This is a genomic window from Gemmatimonadota bacterium (assembly GCA_016712265.1).
Taxonomy (GTDB): Bacteria; Gemmatimonadota; Gemmatimonadetes; order Gemmatimonadales; family Gemmatimonadaceae; genus RBC101.
Genome location: JADJRJ010000017.1, coordinates 1 through 15,788, shown reverse-complemented (window position 1 = coordinate 15,788; position 15,788 = coordinate 1). Strand labels below are relative to the sequence as shown.

General features: G+C 64.7%; 25 protein-coding genes. 23 read left to right on the top strand and 2 right to left on the bottom strand.

The annotated features are described in order from the left end of the window. Positions 1-254: 254 nt before the first annotated feature. The 10 genes from IPK85_03460 to IPK85_03415 all read left to right on the top strand — a co-directional run bounded on the left by IPK85_03460 (position 255) and on the right by IPK85_03415 (position 5,330). Positions 255-569, top strand: a complete 315-nt coding sequence (locus IPK85_03460; GenBank protein MBK8246444.1) for a hypothetical protein — start codon at positions 255-257, stop codon at positions 567-569. A 94-nt stretch (positions 570-663) separates the two neighbouring features. Further along, positions 664-885, top strand: a complete 222-nt coding sequence (locus IPK85_03455; GenBank protein MBK8246443.1) for a hypothetical protein — start codon at positions 664-666, stop codon at positions 883-885. Continuing rightward, entirely contained in the window at positions 882-1,184 is a 303-nt protein-coding gene (locus IPK85_03450; GenBank protein MBK8246442.1) for a hypothetical protein, read from the top strand. The genes IPK85_03455 and IPK85_03450 overlap by 4 nt, the downstream gene beginning before the upstream one ends. A 99-nt stretch (positions 1,185-1,283) precedes the next feature. Next, a complete protein-coding gene (locus IPK85_03445; GenBank protein ID MBK8246441.1) occupies positions 1,284-1,541 on the top strand; it encodes a hypothetical protein in 258 nt (85 codons plus the stop codon). Between the two features lie 171 nt (positions 1,542-1,712). Next, positions 1,713-2,063 carry a hypothetical protein gene (locus tag IPK85_03440; protein MBK8246440.1) on the top strand — a complete coding sequence of 117 codons (351 nt, stop codon included), beginning with the start codon at positions 1,713-1,715 and terminating at the stop codon, positions 2,061-2,063. 53 nt (positions 2,064-2,116) lie between these two features. Further along, positions 2,117-2,839: a hypothetical protein gene (locus IPK85_03435; protein ID MBK8246439.1), complete on the top strand. Its 723-nt coding sequence runs from the start codon at positions 2,117-2,119 to the stop codon at positions 2,837-2,839. After that, positions 2,836-3,144, top strand: coding sequence for a hypothetical protein (locus IPK85_03430; protein ID MBK8246438.1), 309 nt, complete (start codon positions 2,836-2,838; stop codon positions 3,142-3,144). The genes IPK85_03435 and IPK85_03430 overlap by 4 nt, the downstream gene beginning before the upstream one ends. Then, positions 3,141-3,386 (top strand): hypothetical protein, encoded by a 246-nt coding sequence (locus IPK85_03425; protein MBK8246437.1) that lies wholly within the window; start codon positions 3,141-3,143, stop codon positions 3,384-3,386. Before IPK85_03430 ends, IPK85_03425 begins: the two co-directional genes overlap by 4 nt. Next, positions 3,383-3,601, top strand: coding sequence for a hypothetical protein (locus IPK85_03420; GenBank protein ID MBK8246436.1), 219 nt, complete (start codon positions 3,383-3,385; stop codon positions 3,599-3,601). Before IPK85_03425 ends, IPK85_03420 begins: the two co-directional genes overlap by 4 nt. Before the next feature lie 574 nt (positions 3,602-4,175). Continuing rightward, positions 4,176-5,330 (top strand): hypothetical protein, encoded by a 1,155-nt coding sequence (locus IPK85_03415; protein MBK8246435.1) that lies wholly within the window; start codon positions 4,176-4,178, stop codon positions 5,328-5,330. 265 nt (positions 5,331-5,595) lie between these two features. On the opposite strand, the gene IPK85_03410 is transcribed toward IPK85_03415, so the two are convergent. Both IPK85_03410 and IPK85_03405 read right to left on the bottom strand, forming a co-directional pair. After that, positions 5,596-5,889 (bottom strand): hypothetical protein, encoded by a 294-nt coding sequence (locus tag IPK85_03410; GenBank protein ID MBK8246434.1) that lies wholly within the window; start codon positions 5,887-5,889, stop codon positions 5,596-5,598. A gap of 3 nt (positions 5,890-5,892) precedes the next feature. Then, complete coding sequence (locus IPK85_03405; protein ID MBK8246433.1) at positions 5,893-6,105, bottom strand: hypothetical protein; 213 nt, start codon at positions 6,103-6,105, stop codon at positions 5,893-5,895. 464 nt (positions 6,106-6,569) lie between these two features. Between IPK85_03405 and IPK85_03400 the strand changes: the two genes are divergently transcribed. The 13 genes from IPK85_03400 (at position 6,570) to IPK85_03340 (ending at position 15,752) form a co-directional block, all read left to right on the top strand. Further along, on the top strand, positions 6,570-6,767 hold the full coding sequence (locus IPK85_03400; protein MBK8246432.1) for a hypothetical protein: 198 nt from the start codon (positions 6,570-6,572) through the stop codon (positions 6,765-6,767). Then, a complete protein-coding gene (locus IPK85_03395) occupies positions 6,764-7,024 on the top strand; it encodes a hypothetical protein (protein MBK8246431.1) in 261 nt (86 codons plus the stop codon). Before IPK85_03400 ends, IPK85_03395 begins: the two co-directional genes overlap by 4 nt. Then, entirely contained in the window at positions 7,005-7,481 is a 477-nt protein-coding gene (locus IPK85_03390; protein ID MBK8246430.1) for a hypothetical protein, read from the top strand. The genes IPK85_03395 and IPK85_03390 overlap by 20 nt, the downstream gene beginning before the upstream one ends. Beyond that, complete coding sequence (locus IPK85_03385; GenBank protein MBK8246429.1) at positions 7,474-8,208, top strand: ERF family protein; 735 nt, start codon at positions 7,474-7,476, stop codon at positions 8,206-8,208. Before IPK85_03390 ends, IPK85_03385 begins: the two co-directional genes overlap by 8 nt. Before the next feature lie 151 nt (positions 8,209-8,359). Then, the gene (locus IPK85_03380) at positions 8,360-9,256 is read left to right on the top strand and encodes a hypothetical protein (protein ID MBK8246428.1); all 897 of its coding nucleotides are present in this window, start codon (positions 8,360-8,362) and stop codon (positions 9,254-9,256) included. Next, positions 9,253-12,009, top strand: coding sequence for a DEAD/DEAH box helicase family protein (locus tag IPK85_03375; protein MBK8246427.1), 2,757 nt, complete (start codon positions 9,253-9,255; stop codon positions 12,007-12,009). Before IPK85_03380 ends, IPK85_03375 begins: the two co-directional genes overlap by 4 nt. Beyond that, positions 12,006-12,356 (top strand): hypothetical protein, encoded by a 351-nt coding sequence (locus tag IPK85_03370; protein MBK8246426.1) that lies wholly within the window; start codon positions 12,006-12,008, stop codon positions 12,354-12,356. Before IPK85_03375 ends, IPK85_03370 begins: the two co-directional genes overlap by 4 nt. Beyond that, a complete protein-coding gene (locus IPK85_03365; GenBank protein MBK8246425.1) occupies positions 12,353-12,889 on the top strand; it encodes a hypothetical protein in 537 nt (178 codons plus the stop codon). The genes IPK85_03370 and IPK85_03365 overlap by 4 nt, the downstream gene beginning before the upstream one ends. Further along, positions 12,886-13,110 carry a hypothetical protein gene (locus IPK85_03360; protein ID MBK8246424.1) on the top strand — a complete coding sequence of 75 codons (225 nt, stop codon included), beginning with the start codon at positions 12,886-12,888 and terminating at the stop codon, positions 13,108-13,110. Before IPK85_03365 ends, IPK85_03360 begins: the two co-directional genes overlap by 4 nt. Further along, complete coding sequence (locus IPK85_03355; protein MBK8246423.1) at positions 13,107-13,418, top strand: hypothetical protein; 312 nt, start codon at positions 13,107-13,109, stop codon at positions 13,416-13,418. The genes IPK85_03360 and IPK85_03355 overlap by 4 nt, the downstream gene beginning before the upstream one ends. A 372-nt stretch (positions 13,419-13,790) precedes the next feature. Then, positions 13,791-14,081 (top strand): hypothetical protein, encoded by a 291-nt coding sequence (locus IPK85_03350; protein ID MBK8246422.1) that lies wholly within the window; start codon positions 13,791-13,793, stop codon positions 14,079-14,081. Positions 14,082-14,130: 49 nt separating this feature from the next. Further along, positions 14,131-14,520 (top strand): hypothetical protein, encoded by a 390-nt coding sequence (locus IPK85_03345; protein ID MBK8246421.1) that lies wholly within the window; start codon positions 14,131-14,133, stop codon positions 14,518-14,520. Continuing rightward, positions 14,517-15,752, top strand: a complete 1,236-nt coding sequence (locus IPK85_03340; protein MBK8246420.1) for a hypothetical protein — start codon at positions 14,517-14,519, stop codon at positions 15,750-15,752. Before IPK85_03345 ends, IPK85_03340 begins: the two co-directional genes overlap by 4 nt. The last annotated feature ends 36 nt before the right edge of the window (positions 15,753-15,788 follow it).

Sequence of the window (15,788 nt, the reverse complement as noted above, 5' to 3'; positions counted from 1 at the left end):
CACGACAAGGACCGGCGGCCCATTGGCTGCCTGCACCGCACGGGGTTTCGGTACTACACGCTGAACGTGACGCGGTGTATCGGGGAGTTCATATGCAAGGGCGGGAAGCGGCCCATATCGGTCATCCAGATTGATTGTGCCAATGGCGATAGGGTGACGATTCAGGCAACGCGGCGTCGCACCTGGGTCACGCACCACAAAGCGAAGTCGGGCGTCTGAGAGAGCGGACCCGGACGCACCGGGAAGGAGCAAGCATGTTCAAGCGACTGGCCCGATGGATCGTGCGTGACGAACTGGATCAGGCCCACATCGAGCGGGCGGAGGCGGTCAACTCGGCGATTGACTGGCGGCGGCGGGCGGATGACCTTCGGCACGAGGCGCACGCTCGTGGCGTCGCATTGCAGCACGCTCTGGCGTGTGTGCAGGATGCCGAGAACGTGCGGGAGAGGATACGAGGGGATTCGATGTTGCCCGCAGATCTTCGTGCGGACGCGATCGGATACGTCGATTGGTGGTGCCCAGGCGGAATCCTCGATACTTCGGTGAAGAACGGAGGCGGAGATGAGTGAGATCGGACACAATGGAATCGGGCCGTTCAATGGCGTTCCCGAAACCATCCAGCAGACCACCGCACACGGGGCCGCCGCGTTCAACGCCGTTGCCTTGGAGCGATACGCCCAAGATCAGAAGTGGGGCAACCAGTACCACGAGCCATGCCGGTGGGTGACGATCCTCGCCGAAGAAGTCGGAGAACTGGCCGAGGCCGCATTGGACCTTGCGCCGTACAACGTCGTGACCATCGACGCGATGAGGAAAGAAGCGGTACAAGTCGCCGCCGTCGCCATCGCGTTCATCGAGTGGATCGAGAAGGGGATGCCGCGATGAACGTGATCTACCTGACCGAGAAACACCTTGAATCCCTGATGACCGGCGAGATTGTGTCGATCGAGGGCCCGCTCAACTTCTCGACCAAGATCGTTCCGCCGGACAATGTGCGGGACACATGCCACGTTTCATGGTCGCTCCATAACGCGATCGTGAGGCGGCTGGAGGCCGAGGTAGGCCGGATGAAGGACGCGGCAGAGGTGGCGTTCGACACGGCAGACAAGTTGCGTGACGACAACGCCAATCTCCAGAAGGCATATGACGACATCCGCGTGAAATACATGCGATTGACGACATGACCAACGGGCGTCTGAGAGAGCGTGCGCCGCGTGGCGCATGAAGTGGGCCGGGATGCTGTCACACCCCGGCCCGAGGCCAGCCTTACAGGAGGCTTGACCATGTTGGAAGCGTACACCGAGTCGGAGCGTCGCCGGGCGGAGAACCGGATTCTGAGGGACATGGACCGCCTGGACATGCCCAAGACGGAGCCCGACGAAGGGGGCTTGTGGCCCACGATCGGGATGCTGGTGTGCATCGGGATTCTGGTGCTGCTGTGCTGTGCGGTGCCCGGCTGCGGCACGGTGGCGGGGTTCGGGAATGACCTGTCCGAGTGGTCGGACGGGATTCGCGGGAGCGTCCAGGCGGACGCGGACTGACCCTCGGGGCCTCGCTCGGGCAACCGGGCGAGCCCCATTCGGGGCGGCGGCTCGGGACAGCCGAGCAGAAGAGTGGAACCACCCGCACCTCAACCCGGGCCACTCGTATTGAGCACCACAGGCCGTTCAGATACGGCCCGCCCCATTGACTCACAACGGAAAGGAACAGGCATGGCGAAGATTTCACGGAGCAGGTTCAGCGAGGCGGTCATCGCCCAGGACGACGACTGCGACTATCAGGAGTCGGGGTGGGTGGCGTGCATCATCGACGGGCGCGCGTATCTGGCTAGGTATTCGCATTGCTCGTGCTACGGCACCGAGTCCGCGCTGGCAGGTGGTGGCGTGAACGACTCGGGCGGGGCGATGCTGACGATGGATTGGGAGGGCACGCCCGGCGAACTGTTGGACATGGCAAGGCGGAAGGCTGACCCCAACATGCCCGACCGTACGTCCATCGAAGCCGACCACGACCACGATCACTTGATGAAGGTCTACGAGCAGGTGATTGCGCAACTGGCCTGACCACCCCTCCCTCTCCGCACACAGCGGGGAGGGGGATTCACAGGAGAACACACATGACCATCGCAACGCTTGACCTGCGCATCGAACAAGGCACCGTCACCCGCCACAAGTGGGAGGGCACCGACGACAAGGGCCGACACACGGCCTGCCTTTGGGTCGCACTCGTCGAGGGCATCGACGGGATGGACCCGCGTGAGCCCGCCGCGTGCCCGGCACTGAACATACCCGAATGGTGGGCGAAGATGACGCCGTGGATCGACGACGCGGGGAGCCTGGAAGCGTGGCCCGGCGTGGTCAGGAAGTACGCTGCGTGCGCCAAGCGGTGGCGCGTGTTCACCGACGCGGACTGGGCTCTGTTCTCCCGCCGCGTCCGAACGATCATCGTGCAGGAGGCACGCACGCACGTCTCTGAGCAGTACCCCGACGTGCTGGCGGCGTGTGATCGAATGATCGGCGTGCTCACACGCGACGACGCGACAGACGAGGAATACCGGGCGGCGGCTGAGGCGGCTGGGGCGGCGGCTTGGGCGGCTTGGGCGGCTGAGGCGGCTGAGGCGGCTGGGGCGGCTGAGGCGGCTGAGGCGGCTTGGGCGGCTTGGGCGGCTGGGGCGGCTGGGGCGGCTAGGGCGGCTGAGGCGGCTAGGGCGGTTGAGGCGGCTGAGGCGGCATCCGCCGACCGCATGATCTCCGCGATCCTCACCGAACTCGACACGATGCTCGGTTGGAGTGAGGCCCGCAACGCGGCGGACATCGCCGCCAAGGAGGACTCCCGATGAGCGACGGATCAATGCCACTCCCACCCGAGGGCGAGGTGGTGCTGGCATGGTGGGGGATGGACGAATATCTCACCCACCGCAGCGGCGAAGCGTGGTATGTCGGGAACAGGCTCATCGCCACCCGCCCACCAGACGGCTTCGTCCCGCTCGCCACCGCGCGTGCGGCGGGGAAGTTGGAGGCAGCGTTGAATGACATTTGGGACGGTTCGTGCTGCCAGACCAACCACGCTCCCGAGTGCTGCAACTGCGCATCCAAGCGTGCCGCCGCCGCCCTGTGTGACGCCGGGATCGGAGGTGGGGAGTGAGCGACTGCCTTGATCGCACCGTGATCCTGCTGCTCGAATCCGACCCGCTCGGTTGGGAGATCAACGCGAACTCGGCGCGTCACGAAGCGACCGGAACCAGCGTCATCAACTCATACATGCACGGGTGGGAGATCAACAACCTGGACGACAGCGTGCGGTGGTGGTGGAGGGGTCGTCTCAAGCGTGCCCTGCACAATGCTGCGAACGCGAAACTTCTGGCGGCGGTGGGAGGTGCCAAGTGACCATCTCCGAGATCCGCCGCGCCATCGCCCGCGCCATCGCCGACGCCTACAACGCCGGTCGCACGCCAGCGCCGGACGCCGACGCGATCTCGCGGGAGGCGTGGTCAGAGATACTGAACAAGCGGCTGTACACGACTCTCGGCGGCATCCCGTTCAGCGACTCGGACGACCCGCCACGCATCATCGCCGAGGCGATCAGGAAGGCACAAGGATGAGCGACCCAATCCCGCCGCGCCTCAAGCCCGGCACCTACGGCCCACTGGCGTGCGCCGCGTGCCACCTGCCCATCAGGAAGCGGAACCCGGACTGTCCACGGCACTTCGGATATGCCGCGAAGTTGAGGGTTCCAGTCTGTCCGCCTCTGTCACGGCGGATGCTTGACAAGCAACCGTTGCACGGGTTCCTGAGGCGACACGCCATGATGGGCAAGAAAGCCCAACGGCGAATGTGGCGAGCGTACAAACAGCCTTCCACCTACCGCATAAGTCTCTTGGACCACGCGACATCGCGCTGGCGCAGGCGGGGCACGTTCCCGGCGGGCGCGGATTGACTTCTGACCACAGCCAATAACCACCAGCGAGCCAATATGAAGAAGAGAACCCACTGGACCACCACCGAACTTTGCACCCTCTTCGCCCGCAACGGGAAGCCCTTGAAGCGGCAGCGAATCTCCGAACTCGCAAGCCTCCGGGGCGTGAATTCGATCGGCAGGACCGGCAAAAACTCCGAGGCCATGTGGCCCCCAGATGCCCACTTGACCTTGAAGCCAGCACCGAAGGCAGGTCAGCCATGCAAGAAGTAGTCGTCCACCTCTGTGAGAACTCCGTCACCAACCGCAAGACCGGGGTGACTCACCGATACTGGCAGGCCCAGTGGGGCGGTCCCAGCGGCCAGCCCATGCGGAAGTCGCTCGGGAACATGACCAAGAAGTCCAGGCGGGAAGCCGAGTCGGAGTGTCGCCGAATCGCCCGCGAGATCAACTCTGGCATCCTGGCTCGGGGCCAGTGCCCGACCCTTGAGCAGTGGGTGGAGCACCACCGCAAGACCCGCAAGGTCAAGCCCTCGACCGCCGCCCAGCAGGACGCCAGCATCGACACCTACCTCTCGCCCAGGCTCGGACATCGGCGGATGGACTCAGTGACGACGGTGGACGCAAAGGAGTGGGTGGCGTGGCTTCGGACCCAGCCAACGATCAAGTCCGAGTGGACCGTCTCGGCTCACCTGCGGATCGCGTCCGCCCTCTGGAACTCGTGCGTCGAGTCGTTTGGTGGACAGAACCCGTTTGGGAGCATCCGGCTTCGAGTTTCCCGCAAGACCCCCGCCGTCCCCAATCTCACCGAGGCCGACGTGGTGAAGATCGCGGACGAGGGGAACCGTGATTGGCGGGTCGCCATTGCCCTCTGCGGGCTCGCCGGGCTCAGGCGGGGCGAGGTGGCGGTCCTGACGTGGGACCGCATCCTGTGGGACCAGAACCGCATCCTGGTGCCCCAGAGCAAGACTGAGGGCTCCACGGGCCGGGAAGACCGCTCCTGCCTCATGGTCGAGCCGCTGGCCCGGATTCTTCTGGAGGCCCGCGAGACCGCCGGACGCGAGCCCCTGGTCACCCGTGCCCACCTCTGCAACTCATCCCGGGACGCCAAGGCCGTCATCATCCGGGCCGGGTTCGTCCCGTGGCCCAAGCCCCTCCAGTCCCTACGCCGGTGGCGGGCCTCGACGTGGCGGCAGCAGTACCCCGCCGACGTGGTGAACCGCTGGCTTGGGCACTCCCAACAGGTGGCGATGGACCACTACGTCGATGTTCCCGAGAACTACTACAAAATCGAGGCCGAGCAGACATCCGCCCACGAGTCGGCTTTGGCAGAAATGAAGCGGGAAATCGAGCGTTTGAAGGCCCAACTGGGCGCAAGAGACGGGGCCGAGACCTCGCCCGCAAACGGGAACTGATTCTCAACAGCAGGCCCCGATTCGGCTGAACGTACCCATTCTGTACCCAATCACAACCTACGCACACAGAAAACACAATGGAGCGGAGGGGATTTGAACCCCCGACTTCCGACTTGCAAAGGTGTGGTATGCCCGCACTGTATACGACTCGTATGCAAATGGTTGCGACAATCCCCAGCCCGGGGCCACTACGCCCAGACAGTATGTACGACCCGTATACAGTGCATCGAAAAAAGAAGTCGTTTGCACCCAAAACCACACCCAATCAGGTGGTCTTGTAGCGGGCGTCCTTCGGGGGCGGGGTGGGCTCGGGCATGTTGGCGACCGACTTGGTGAGGGCCATCCGCCCGTGGGCCTTCCCGTACTCGGGGGCAAGCCCCAAGACGTACATCTGGGCCTCTTCGTCCAGCCCGATGAGGAACTCGATCAGTTTCGCCATGATCGCTTTCCGCCCGACCCGGGTGGACATGGCAATCTCTTCAAGCCGGTCGGTGGCTTCGGTGGACACCCGGACGGCCCAGGTCAGTTCGGTCGTGGACGGGCTTCGCTTCTGAGGCATGGGTCACTCCTGAGTCCGGCCAGATCGTCGTTCCATGCACCGGCGGAACGACTCGACAACATGGTCAATCACGGACTGATCCATGTCGCCGGGCAACGCAAGAATCGCCAGGACCGCCAGCGGGTCGTCGATGCTGGCGATCATGTCGATCGCACGCTCAACGGCAACGTTCTGGGGAATCCCATAGTTTGTGCTGAATGTTCGCAACTGAACCATCGTCTCATCACTCAGTCTCAGACTGCGCGACGAACGGTGCCCATCTCCCCTGCGCCGTGGCATAAGGGCAATCGTAGTGCTCATGCCCACGAATGTATACGCGGCATATACGCGACGCAACACAAATCGTGGATTCTGTGGCATTTGCGCGCCATGTTTGGCCTGTGGATAAGTGTCGTTTCGGTGTGGATAACTCACATATGAAGCGTGCGTGAGTTGACGATGAACCATTCACGCTGTACCGTGTACCGCATGAGCACTATAACCCAACGCCGAACGGCCAAGGCGATTCGGGCATACCCCGAAAACATCAAGCAACTGCGAAAGGTTGCCCGGGAGGTCGGGGGCGACAGGGGCATCCCAGACCACAAGGTTTTGGACGTGCTGGTGGCCCACTGGTTCCGATCGGCTCCGAAGGACCGCCTTGAGTCGGGGCGGCAAGCCCTGGTCCCTGGGGGTGTGGCGTGAACGACCGTCTCTGTGCCATCGTCCGGGCCGTCCGCCACCAGACCAAGGACTTCCGTACCCGCCCGATCATGGCGGCGATGGACGGGCCTGAGTGCGGGTTCCGGGTCTACATCGGGGACCGCTGGAGCAAGCCCGCCCGCTCGATCAAGGAGATGGTGGCCCTGATCCGCGAGATGGAAGCGGTGAAGGCGTGACAGACCTTGCCGGGATGATCCGCCTTGCCCTGGCCCACGAGAGAACGCTGGGCATCGCCTACGGGGGCTACGCGAGGGTGGTTGATCCGGTGGAAGTGGACGGGGTTCATCTGCGGGCGTGGTGCCTGCATCGAGAGGCGTACAGGCGGTTCAGGCTCGACCGAATCGACGTGGCGTGCATCGGGCCGAGGATCGAGGACTTGGGACCGGAACTGGGCGACCCAGTGGAGATTCAAGATGCTCCCGATCATCCATGAAGAGGCGTGCGAACTAAGGGACTTGGCGACCCGCCTTGACGCCCTGAGCCCCGAAGAGATCGGGGACTTCTACACCCGGCGTCAGGCCCTCAACACCCTCTGGCGGGACTTCTGCCAGCAGACGGACAAGGCCATCATCGAGATCATCACCGAGCGTCGCCAGGACGTTCCAATCCAGTCGGCGATGGGGGTTCGGCGGCTCTACGTCAGCCCCGAGAAGAAGTACGTCTGCGAGCAGCCGACGGCGACCCTCTCGGCCCTGATGGTGGCGACGGGCGGCGACATCGAGGCGGTGGCCGGGTCTTTGTCGTCCGGGGCGTTCAAGGTCGGGGCGTGCCGGAAGCACTTGGGCGACGACTTCGACCGGCACTTCACCATGACGCTCACGCCGGACCTCAAGGAAGGGGCGGGGCTCAAGAAGGTTCTCAAGGTCACGAAGGAGGGCGAGGATGAGTGAGTCTGCACCCACGGCGGCTCTGTACGCGGCGCTGGCAAAGGCTCAGGGCGATGCCCGATCGGTGGCGCACGACGCCCGCAATGAGCACCATCAGTTCAACTACACCAGCGCGGAGGCGATCATCCGCGACACCCGCAAGCCTCTCTCGGACAATGGACTCTCCCTGATCCGGTCCAAGTGCGAGTGCGTGGTGACAGATGGGGGCGGGGTGCTGGTCAAGTCGTGGTTCATACTGACCCACGCCGAGGGCGGATCGCACGAGGTCTACATGGAACTCCCGGCGATCGAGGGCAAGGGCCGCCCGATCGACAAGGCCATCCTCGGTGTTCAGACATCACTGCTCGGGTACGTCCTCCGCGACCTGTTGCTGGCCCCGCGCGGGCTCGGCGAGGAAGAGGTGTCGGCCCGCGACGACCGCGACCATGAACCCGCCCGTGCCGTGAACCCCAAGCCCTCCACTAAGACTCAGGCCGCCATCGACAAGGGCAAGGCCAACAAGGACTCGGAAGAGGCCGAGGCGTTTGAGACGCGGCTCCAGGCCGTCGGTCGCACCGTCTCCGACATCCGGGCCTATCTGGTCAAGACCAAGGTCGTGAAGGTCCCCAAGGTTGTGGACGGTGCGTACACGACATGGCCCGACTGGGCGAAGGACGCCGCGTGGAAGGTGCTCGAAGCCAAGGAGCGAGAGGCCGCCGCCCCTATCCCCGAGGACGACGTGCCGTTTTGATTCTCTCTCCTCCCTCCACCGATCCGTCGGGTAACGCCGCCGGATCGGGTTTGTGAACCCCGACTCTCCAAGGTGGCGGATCAAGAAGCCCGTCCCCGAGTACCCGAGGCGGGGTGGTCGCGCCAGAATCCGCAGGCAACCGAGGATCATCATGCCCAACATCGTGCAACTGACGCTGGACCAGGTTCGCATCGACGGCACCCAGACCCGGGTTGCCCTGAACGAAGAGGCGGCCACGGACTACGCCGCCGCGTACAAGGCCAGGGCCAAGATGCCCCCGCTGGTCGCGTTTTACGACGGGGCGGACTACTGGCTGGCGGACGGGTTCCACAGGTTCTTTGGACTGCGCCGCATCAAGTGGGACAAGCCCGTCCGGTTCGAGGTCCACGAGGGCGTCAAGCGTGACGCGATCCGGTACGGCTTCACCGCCAACGACGCCCACGGCCAGAGGCGGACCAACGCCGACAAGCGGAAGGCCGTCGAGATCGCACTGGCTGATGAAGAGTGGAGCTCGTGGTCGGACGGTGCGATCGGCGAACTGTGCGGGGTCAGCCAGTCTTTCGCCAGCAAGATGCGACGCGAGCAATCGGCAATCTCGTCAGGTCAAAACGGATTTAACCTGAACGGCACACAAGATGAGGAAGGACAAGAACTTAGCGATTCCGAGCCTGCGGAAACTCGCACGGGTCGGGACGGCAAGGAGTACCCCGTCCGCGAGAAGCCCGAGCCAGAAAGTGGACGAGTCATCAACAATGGATCGTGGGACGAAGCGACCGAGGCGGTGAAGAACGCCGGGCGTCTGATCCGCGACGCGATCAAGGCGATCAAGGCGTTCGAGGATTCCGGGGCGTCAGCATGGCTGCTCCGCACGTCGGGCAAATCCCAGGTGCGGATCGGGCTCGACAAGGCACTGGCCGACCTGAACGCCAGCGGACCAGCCGACGGGTGTGACAAGTGCGATGCGGGCTGTGACCACTGTCGGAACACCGGCTGGCTCCCCCGCTACATGGTCACGAAGAACGCCAAGAGCGGGAGGGCGGAGGAATGAAGGGCCGCCCATACCAGACCGAGGCCGTCGCCAGGGTGTTCGAGTGCCTTGAGGAAAGCCCGTCCACGCTGGTTGTCCTCCCGACTGGCATGGGCAAGGCTCAGCCGGCGGATACTCCGGTGCTTACGCCGCGAGGGTGGAAGCCGCTTGGCGGTCTCGTCGCAGGCGAGAGTGTTGTTGGCTCCAGCGGCCAACCAGTGCGTGTCTTGGGCGTGTTCCCGCAGGGCGAGCGAGAGGTCTATCGCGTCACGACCTCGGACGGGGCGTCAACACTGGCCTGTTCTGAGCACTTATGGGCGGTGCAGACGAAGTGGCACAAGCACGAAGGTCGCCCGTGGTGTGTGAAGTCAACGAGTGAACTGCGTGACGATTTGCGAGACGGCGGCGGTGCCTCGAAGTGGTTCCTCCCCCTCGTCGCGCCAGTCGAGTTCGCCGCCGCACCAGTGCCGCTGGACCCATATGTGTTGGGCGTCCTGATCGGGGATGGCGGCCTGCGCCACTCGGTGCGATTCAGCAGCGAGGATGCTGAACTGGTGTCGGAGGTCACATGCCGACTGTCGGGACTGGCGGTTGTGAAGCACGTGGCGGGATGCGACTACATCATCGGCTCCCCCGATGGCCGGCGCACGAAGCGAGAGCCGAGGGGTTGGTGGCTCCGAGGCGTGCTGATCGACCTCGGACTGTTTGGCTCATATGCATGGGAGAAGCGCGTGCCCCCACTCTACATGCACAACTCGGTCGATGTCCGCGTGTCGCTCCTGCGGGGCCTGATGGACACGGACGGCCACGCGCAATCGGGGTGCCAGAACTGCGAGTTCGTCACCACGTCCCGCGGGCTGGCTGATGATGTCTGCGAGTTGGTGCGATCTCTCGGCGGTGCGACGCGCGTCCGCACCAAGGCTGGGGCGGCCTACACGCACAACGGGGAGTCACGGTGCGGAAGGGAGTCGTATCGGATCACCGTGACGCTCGCCGGGATCAACCCCTTTCTGCTCACCCGCAAGGCGGCAGCGGTCAGTCCGGACAAGAAGGGTCCGACTCGGGCCATCGTCTCCATTGAGCCCGAAGGCCGTGCCGATTGCGTGTGCATCTCTGTGGACGCCGCCGACTCTTTGTATGTCACCGAAGGCTACATCGTCACGCACAACACCATCGTGATGGGGATGATCGCGGGGCAGGCCGAGGGTCGCGTTCTGGTGGTGGCCCACCGCGAGGAACTGGTCAGGCAGAACGCCGAGAAGATTCAGAGATACACCGGCGAGCAGGTCGATGTCGAGATGGGCGACGAGTACGCGACCGAGACGCTTCTGGGACGGGCTCGGATCATCAGCGCGTCCAAGGACTCCCTGCACCCGGGTCGGATCACTCGGTTCAACCCGCTCGACTTCGGCATGGTCCTGATCGACGAGGCCCATCACACGCCCGCCAAGACCTACGGACAGGTCATCCGCCACTTCTCCAAGAGCCGGGTGGTTGGCGTGACCGCCACGCCCGATCGGACGGACGAGAAGGCGATGGGGCAGGTGTTCCAGACCGTCGCCTACGAGATGACGATCAGGGACGGGATCGAGGGCGGGTGGCTGGTCCCGGTCCGGCAGAAGAAGATCGCGTGCGAGTCTCTGGACTTCGGCGGCATCCGCAAGGTCGGAGCCGACTTCAACCAGGGCCAGTTGGCGATGATGCTGGAGCAGGAAGGCCCGCTTCACGAGATGGCGGTGCCGACGCTGGAGGTCGCGTGCGGGGTTCCAAGGAACACGATCGACACGCTTCTGGCGACCGATCCCGACGACGCGCCCGAGCGGTTCCGCCGGATGGTGAAGTTCAACAAGCGGACCCTCATCTTCGCGGCCCGGGTCCACCATGCCGAACTGGTGGTCCAGATCATCAACCGCTGGCTGCCCGGGGCGGCGGAACTGGTCCACGGCAACACTCCGTCGGATGAACGAGCCCGCATCTTCGAGCGGTTCGGAGCCGGAGACATCCAGTTCCTTGCCAACGTCGGCATCGCCACCGAGGGGTGGGACGACCCGGCGACGGACGGCAAGGGCGTCCAGATCGTGAGCCTCATGCGGCCCACGCAGAGTCGGAGCCTGTATTCGCAGATGATCGGTCGGGGGACAAGGCCGCTTCCCGGGCTGGTCGATCGGTTCGAGGATGCCCCGTCCAGGCTTGCGGCGATCGCCCACTCCGACAAGCCGTCGGTGCTGGTGCTGGACTTCCACGGGCTCTCGGATTCGCACTCCCTGATCCACGCCGAGGACGTGCTGGGTGGGACGTTCGAGGACAGCGTGGTCCAGCGGGCCAAGAAAAAGGCCGAGTCGCAGCACGACGACGAGGAACGGGACGTGCTGGCGAGCCTGGTGAACGAGGAACAAGAGATTGTTCAGGAGATCGCGGCGGAGCAGCGGAAGCGGATCAGGGCTGGCGTCCGCTACTCCGAGCAGGACGTGGACCCGTTCGCCACGATCGGTCGCAGGCTCAGGCGAGTCCCGGGGTGGTTCGCCGACAAGCCCCCGAGCCAGAAGCAGATCGACGTTCTCCAGCGGCGTGGGCTCTGGAATCCCAACGTGGTCACGAACATGGGCGTCGCGTCCCAGTTGCTCGACGCCCCGACTCCCAAGATGCAGGCGTCGCTCAAGCGGGCCGGATACTCGGATGGAGAGTTGAACAAGATGAACTTCAAGCAGGCGCGCGAGGCGATGGACGCGGTGGCGTCGAACGGGTGGAAGCGGCCCAAGGCGGTGTCCGTATGAAGCGAGTCCCCATCCACCGGAACCAGTCCCTCCAGCGGTATTCGAGGCTGAACCCAAGGTCCAAGTCCACCCACGCCAAGATGCGAGAGCGGCGGTCGATCGTGGCAGAAGTCCTCAAGGCCCACCCGTTTTGTCATGTGTGCGGGATCGTGAAGGCCGTCGAGGTGCATGAGCCTTGGTCGCGTGGACGTGGCGGCCCGATTCTGGACCGACGGAACTGCATGGCGGTGGATGAGCGGTGCCACCGATTCATCCACGAGAACCCCGAGTGGGCCGAGAAGCACGGGTTCCTGATCCCGGGGCATGAGGGTCCGGCGTGGCTGGAGAGGGGAGGGGTGAACCAATGAGGAAGGGCTACGTCATCACGCTGGAAGAGGACGGGTATCTCGCCACGTCCACGGACATGGGAGTCGGGGCCGTTGACAAGTGCCCCGTCCGAGCCCTGGCCGAGTGCCGCGTGAAAGAGCGGAACAGTCGAGTCCGCCCAATGCCGGTCGATGCCCACCTGCCTCTCAAGGAGGCCGTGGAACTTGGCTGCCAGATGCTCGGGGTGACCTATCTGGCGGTGGCCGACTTCGGTCGCCACCACGAGGTCGTGGTCCGCAGGGCGATCCTCTACTGGCTTCTCTGGCACCGTGGCAACGGGTGGTATCGAGTGTTCTCGGCTCCAGAGATTGCCAGGGCGTGCGGCAAGACGAATCACTCGACCATCATCGGGGCGGCCAACAGGTGCATCCCACTGACACGACTCGCCGAGTGGGAAGTGTTGGAGGCGGTCTGGGCAAAGGCCATAGCCGATCGCAAGGCCGAACGGATCGACTGGCAGGATTGGTTCCAGTCTCTCATTCAGCGGATGCCTTTGCACAAGGGGACCGCGTGATCGGGTACGTCGCCGTCGAGATTCTCCCGTCCAAGGCCCCTCTCGACAGGGAGCCTTGGGCCAAGAAGGGCTGGACATGGGTTCGGATCGTCAAGCCCGGTCAGCATCGAGGGCAGATGGTCCCGGCGTCGGACGAGCGGGGGTTGGTCATCGAGATGCAGGTTCCCGAGGGCGCGGTCAGGACGATCGCCCAGATGCGAGCGGCGTTGGAGGGGCGATGAGTGGCTTTCCAAACTCCAACCCCAAGTCGAGGGAGATCACCCCTCTGCTTCAAAACGACCCGCAGGTGTGGGTGCTCATGCGGGCGGTGATGAGCGTGAAGGAGCGGGGCGAGGAAGAGGTGCTGGCGGACATCGCGGAGATGGTGGACAGGGGAATGTGGGAGTCGGCGCACTTCTGGTCGGTGGCGGTGGACAACGCCCGCAGCGTCAATCGGGCGGCCCACCCAGAGCGGGCGATTCCGGACCTGGAACTCGTGCTCCAGACGATGGCGGGGGCGCTGGCGGCTTTCAAGAGGGTTTCCAAATGACCGAGGGCCGTTGCATCGCGGACGTGTTGGAGGGAAGGGCATGAGACGCGAGCACGTCCGGACTGTCTACGACGATGGCGAGAACTCCCAGAGAGAGTCGCCCGGCACCACGGGGCTTACAGCGTGGCGCGAACAGCACTCTCCGCTGGAAGACTTTTATGGGGATGAGGACTCCGCTGACTCGGTGTGCCGCGATCACGAGGGCGTAGACCAGTGTTCAACGCGACTGTCGTTCTACATGCGCGGACGCAATGCACACCGCCCTGAGTGGATGCCCCCACACAAGAGGCTGCACGTTGGTGGGTACTTAGCGATACACGCGATTCGAAGCTCGACTGATTCCCCATTCCCGGCGAGGCCGGAGGAGTAGGCATGGCAACGCAGCGTGTGTGGTGGGTCGTGAACCTGAACGGCGACGTGGAGAACGGCGCGGTGATCGAGGGCGACGCCCGCCACTTCTCTGACGGGATCGACGAGGGCGACCTGTTCGACACCGAGGCCGAGGCGATCGCGGCGGCGAAGCGACGCTCGGCGCAAATGACCGTGGACAACTGGTGCGAGTCGAGTTACACGGTGTACCGGATCGAGGCCGTGGCGGTGGTGTCGAGCAAGATCGGGCCGCCGCGCGTGAGGCGGATCGCCCCCTCTCAGGAGCCCGCATGACCCAGTACGCCCAGTGGCTGGCAGCCACGCAGACAAGGAGTGTGACGGAGTGAGCAAGCAAGATGGACAGGAAGCAGTCGTGAAGGTGGACGTTCCCGGCACCGGCCACTACGGCGCGGTGGTGCTGAACCTGCGGGACCACTTCGCGGCGCATGCGTTGACGGGGATGTGCTCGCCAGTGGGTGACGGAGGGGTGTTCCCGCCGGACTACGAAACCAGTGATTTCGAGCCGTGGCCCAAGGGTCACTGCGAGGACTTGGTGTATTGCCAGGTCAAAGACGGATCGTGGAGAGCCTTCATGCGCGAGGACGTGAAGAAGCGGGATGGAGAGCCGCACCGATTGATTGGAAGTTACGAGAGGGCCATCGCCCGCCAAGCGTACCGCTTTGCCGACTCGATGCTCGCCGCCCGTTCCGCCCCCCACCAGGAGCAGCCATGACCACCGAGCAAGGGCAGACACACCGCGACAGATTCATCATCGACCAGGCCGCGAGGCTACAGGTCGCCATCATCGCCAAGCGTCCCATCCAGCAATGTTCGATGTCGGAAGTTGCGAAGCCCATCGCCGACATCGCGTGCGGTGCCGTGATGAACGCGATCGCGCTGGCGGACGCACTGGAGTTGGAGCCCGTGACTGGTTCCGCCCCCCAGCCGGGGGAGGGCCAGGGACGGGAGTGGGAGCGGGAGTGCGAGGTGTACGAGCCCATGCCGGGCATGGTGACGGTGTGGGATACAAGCAAAGACCAGCGTCTCGCGGGGAGTGTGTGGGTCGGAGTGGCGGAGTGGGTAAGCCGCCCTTACTGGTTCCCCTCTCCCTCCGCCGCCCGCGCCGCGCTCGCCAAGGCCCCGGACCCGCGCACGCCGATCGACGCCCTCCGTGCCGCGTCCGGCGGCGCGTGGGACTCGCCAGCGGGCGAGGCGGAACTGCGCGAGCGGGAGGCCGAGCGTGGGCAGCCTGCCTTGCAGTCGGCGATTCAGCAGGCGATGGCGGGCATTGAACGTCGGGAGTGGCGGAACGCGATTCGTGACGCGGACTCAGCAAAGCAGATGTACGGCTCCCCGCAGCCCGCACAGCAGGGAAGCGGGCTCGGCTCTTACGCGCAGCGAGCCAGGAACGTCTATGAAGCAACGGGACACACCACCGAGCAGAAGTGGCAGTACTTCATCAACTGTGTTTGCGCCGAGGCCGACGAAGAGATCGCCCTACTCAGCGCCGCCTCCCGCGTACAACCCGCGAAGCCCGGCAGCCGACCGGGGTTCACTTTCCCGGATGACCGGGTGCGAGACCTGTTGGGCTGGTGCGAGTCACTGCGCCACACGCTGGTGGCGAGCAACGGGTCGGTGCAGCGGGTCATCGACCTTGCCAACCGCCTCCGCGCCGCCCGCGTGCAGCCCGTTCAGACCACCCCGACTTCTGCTAGTGGCGGGCCGAGTTCTGCTAGTAGCCCCGCCTACCCCGCGCCGACTTTGACAGCCACGCCGGTAGCAAAGTCCGAGGGCGTTGGACTTGGGCAGGTGGGCGAGAAGCCGACGTGCCCGCAGTGCGGGAGCAGCGGGCAAGTGGTTGATTCCTTTTTCCCAGAGTGGGGATCGCACTACTGCCTCGTGTGTTGCTGCTGGTTCACGCCCGCCACCGGCACCCCCACCGAGAAGGGAGCCAGCGATGCCTGACCTTGCCGAGCACTTCCGCGAATGGAGCGACAACGA

Excerpts from the sequence above, each read along its gene's own strand:
- IPK85_03430 (MBK8246438.1), top strand. The coding sequence starts at position 2,836 with ATGAGCGACGGATCAATGCCACTCCCACCCGAGGGCGAGGTGGTGCTG.
- IPK85_03405 (MBK8246433.1), bottom strand. The coding sequence starts at position 6,105 with ATGGTTCAGTTGCGAACATTCAGCACAAACTATGGGATTCCCCAGAAC.
- IPK85_03390 (MBK8246430.1), top strand. The coding sequence starts at position 7,005 with ATGCTCCCGATCATCCATGAAGAGGCGTGCGAACTAAGGGACTTGGCG.
- IPK85_03445 (MBK8246441.1), top strand. The coding sequence starts at position 1,284 with ATGTTGGAAGCGTACACCGAGTCGGAGCGTCGCCGGGCGGAGAACCGG.
- IPK85_03365 (MBK8246425.1), top strand. The coding sequence starts at position 12,353 with ATGAGGAAGGGCTACGTCATCACGCTGGAAGAGGACGGGTATCTCGCC.
- IPK85_03440 (MBK8246440.1), top strand. The coding sequence starts at position 1,713 with ATGGCGAAGATTTCACGGAGCAGGTTCAGCGAGGCGGTCATCGCCCAG.
- IPK85_03435 (MBK8246439.1), top strand. The coding sequence starts at position 2,117 with ATGACCATCGCAACGCTTGACCTGCGCATCGAACAAGGCACCGTCACC.
- IPK85_03450 (MBK8246442.1), top strand. The coding sequence starts at position 882 with ATGAACGTGATCTACCTGACCGAGAAACACCTTGAATCCCTGATGACC.
- IPK85_03340 (MBK8246420.1), top strand. The coding sequence starts at position 14,517 with ATGACCACCGAGCAAGGGCAGACACACCGCGACAGATTCATCATCGAC.
- IPK85_03385 (MBK8246429.1), top strand. The coding sequence starts at position 7,474 with ATGAGTGAGTCTGCACCCACGGCGGCTCTGTACGCGGCGCTGGCAAAG.
- IPK85_03415 (MBK8246435.1), top strand. The coding sequence starts at position 4,176 with ATGCAAGAAGTAGTCGTCCACCTCTGTGAGAACTCCGTCACCAACCGC.
- IPK85_03460 (MBK8246444.1), top strand. The coding sequence starts at position 255 with ATGTTCAAGCGACTGGCCCGATGGATCGTGCGTGACGAACTGGATCAG.
- IPK85_03380 (MBK8246428.1), top strand. The coding sequence starts at position 8,360 with ATGCCCAACATCGTGCAACTGACGCTGGACCAGGTTCGCATCGACGGC.
- IPK85_03375 (MBK8246427.1), top strand. The coding sequence starts at position 9,253 with ATGAAGGGCCGCCCATACCAGACCGAGGCCGTCGCCAGGGTGTTCGAG.
- IPK85_03370 (MBK8246426.1), top strand. The coding sequence starts at position 12,006 with ATGAAGCGAGTCCCCATCCACCGGAACCAGTCCCTCCAGCGGTATTCG.
- IPK85_03410 (MBK8246434.1), bottom strand. The coding sequence starts at position 5,889 with ATGCCTCAGAAGCGAAGCCCGTCCACGACCGAACTGACCTGGGCCGTC.
- IPK85_03355 (MBK8246423.1), top strand. The coding sequence starts at position 13,107 with ATGAGTGGCTTTCCAAACTCCAACCCCAAGTCGAGGGAGATCACCCCT.
- IPK85_03350 (MBK8246422.1), top strand. The coding sequence starts at position 13,791 with ATGGCAACGCAGCGTGTGTGGTGGGTCGTGAACCTGAACGGCGACGTG.